4 protein-coding genes are annotated in these 2014 nt (G+C 47.7%); 2 read left to right on the top strand and 2 right to left on the bottom strand.

Annotation, left to right across the window (positions count from 1 at the left end):
• Window positions 1-57 precede the first annotated feature (57 nt).
• Complete coding sequence (locus tag B3F49_RS00135) at window positions 58-300, top strand: putative immunity protein (protein ID WP_349681272.1); 243 nt, start codon at window positions 58-60, stop codon at window positions 298-300.
• On the opposite strand, the gene B3F49_RS00140 is transcribed toward B3F49_RS00135, so the two are convergent.
• Window positions 278-493, bottom strand: coding sequence for a type II CAAX prenyl endopeptidase Rce1 family protein (locus B3F49_RS00140; protein WP_293908449.1), 216 nt, complete (start codon window positions 491-493; stop codon window positions 278-280). The two genes, B3F49_RS00135 and B3F49_RS00140, sit on opposite strands and share 23 nt — an antisense overlap.
• 436 nt (window positions 494-929) lie before the next feature.
• The gene (locus B3F49_RS00145; protein ID WP_293908450.1) at window positions 930-1496 is read right to left on the bottom strand and encodes a hypothetical protein; all 567 of its coding nucleotides are present in this window, start codon (window positions 1494-1496) and stop codon (window positions 930-932) included.
• 191 nt (window positions 1497-1687) lie between these two features.
• Here B3F49_RS00145 and B3F49_RS00150 point away from each other — a divergent pair.
• Window positions 1688-2014, top strand: a 327-nt coding sequence (locus tag B3F49_RS00150; RefSeq protein ID WP_293908451.1) for an AAA family ATPase, incomplete at its 3' end; no start/stop codon positions are given.

A 2014-nucleotide genomic window follows, 5' to 3' on the forward strand; every position in this document is an offset into this window, starting at 1 on the left:
GCGGGAACCGGAGAAGCAATGAAGGCAAGCAGGGCGGTGCACAAGCATGCCTAAAAAATTACTGATCCTGCCTACAAGCTTTTTTGCCGAAGTGTAGGGCATGCGGTGGCAACCGCACACATGGCCGACCATAGTCTCGGTCCTGTGTACTACGGCACAAAGCTGGTCAATCTGCTTGGTTTTAATGATAAACAAGAGCTGGCCTGGCAGCTTGCAAAACTGCAAGAGCTCTGTCTAAGTCTTGTTCCCATCGTCGAACAGGCCCTTGAACAGAAGCTTAGGCTGCAACTCCAACTATGAAGATAATGACTGAGAAGATGTTGGCAAAGGGTGCCCAGAGATGGTAGAGCGAGAAGAGGATTGTGATGACCAACGGGGCGGCCTTGCCGAACCTGCGAACATGGCTGGTGAGGTACCCACTGAAAAACAGCTCTTCTGCGATGGGGCAACAAAGCCGTCGGACAGGAAGTAGTACACAGGTGATGATCATCATCGTTCAGGGATACGCTGTTGCATTGAAATAGACAGCTTTGCCTCCCAAGGAGCAACGGTGATGGACATAAGGCCTGCAAAGCCGAAGAGCAACAATCCAAAGAGCAGGATTTTTCCACCACTGCAAGGGCGCTTCGCAACGAGACTTTGCCGTACTCCTTTTTGCTGGCACAGAGAATAATGTCAATTCCCAGGGGGAAGAGGAGTGCAGTTGCACACAGATAGAAGACTAAAAGCGCAGGCAGCGCTTGTTGCAACAAAACCAGAACAGTGTAAGCAAGGGTTGTTATGAAAGCAGGAAGAAAAACAAGCAGCCACAATCTTGGCAACCCTGTCTCCTACGAACGAACATCTCCCTATGTCGTTACGTATCGACCCTCATTGACGGGTTGCCAAGCCAATGACCGCCTGAAAACTGAGATATCGAAGCTGCCATCTTAGGTGAAAACAATCTTTGCTTCATACAACGTCAGCGCCTTCGTCTGCTCATATCGGAGGTTGCTGCGTTCCAAGAAAAGCAGGTCCACGGCTTCCCAGAGGAAGACCCATGCCGCAATGTACGTCACTTCGAGCACAATGGAACCCGGATTGTGGTATGTCATAATGATTGCAAAGGTCAGGATGAGTACTCCGACGATGCTCATGCCGATGCCGAAGATGGTGTTTCTCAGCATGCTTTGTGACAGTTCCGTCAGCCGGGAACGATATCTGTTGCGGATGGCCGTCTCATACTCGATGCGTTCCTGCTCGTCGATGCAAGCACTTGTGATATGGATGATGATCCCATGCTTGAATGTCACCGGCAACACGACCGAGTTGTCCAGAAACGAGGTGGCTTCTGAAGAGATGACTTTCCCGTTTGCTCCTGCATACGGAGAAAGGAAACCACTGTCGTCCAGGACGTGCATTTCGATGATTTCACGACCCGATTCATCGAACTTCCTAAGCAGGGATTTCAAGGCTTGTTTCCTGATTGTGCTCAGCTTGCGTGCGTTTTCAAACATGGCTTCTCCATTGGCTGGATTATACCATGCACAGCAGAAGATGGCATGGGTGAAATAGCTTTTGTGTGATGAGGCCTAAGTCGGGAAGACCGTGCTTAGGTAATTCAAACCATTTTTATTAAAAGCAATTTTAATAACTTGCTATTCGTCTTACATTGAACTATACTTTGTGTAGGTGTTGGAGGATGTTGATGAGATTTGTCGGAAGAGAAACAGAATTGAGAGAATTGAAAAAAATCTTCAATTCAGAAACATTTGAGTTTGTTGTCGTCTTTGGGCGAAGACGAGTTGGAAAGACGACGTTGATTTCCAAAGCTTGTGAAGGGTTCAAGACCATATTCCATTTGTCAACAAAAACTACAGAAAAGAAAACACTTGCTGATTTAGCAACATCTACCTATGAGGGACTTGGAGAGGGCAGTGGTTTCGTATTCAGCAACTTTGATGCTTATCTTGATTACATCGCACAGAAAGCTGCCACGGAATCGCTTGTGCTCGTGATTGATGAATTCCCGTAC

Source organism: Sphaerochaeta sp. UBA5836 (assembly GCF_002432845.1).
In the GTDB taxonomy this organism is placed as follows: Bacteria; Spirochaetota; Spirochaetia; order Sphaerochaetales; family Sphaerochaetaceae; genus Sphaerochaeta.

Bases quoted from the DNA above. Each gene is read 5' to 3' on its own strand.
- B3F49_RS00140 (WP_293908449.1), bottom strand. From the start codon at position 493: ATGATGATCATCACCTGTGTACTACTTCCTGTCCGACGGCTTTGTTGC.
- B3F49_RS00145 (WP_293908450.1), bottom strand. From the start codon at position 1,496: ATGTTTGAAAACGCACGCAAGCTGAGCACAATCAGGAAACAAGCCTTG.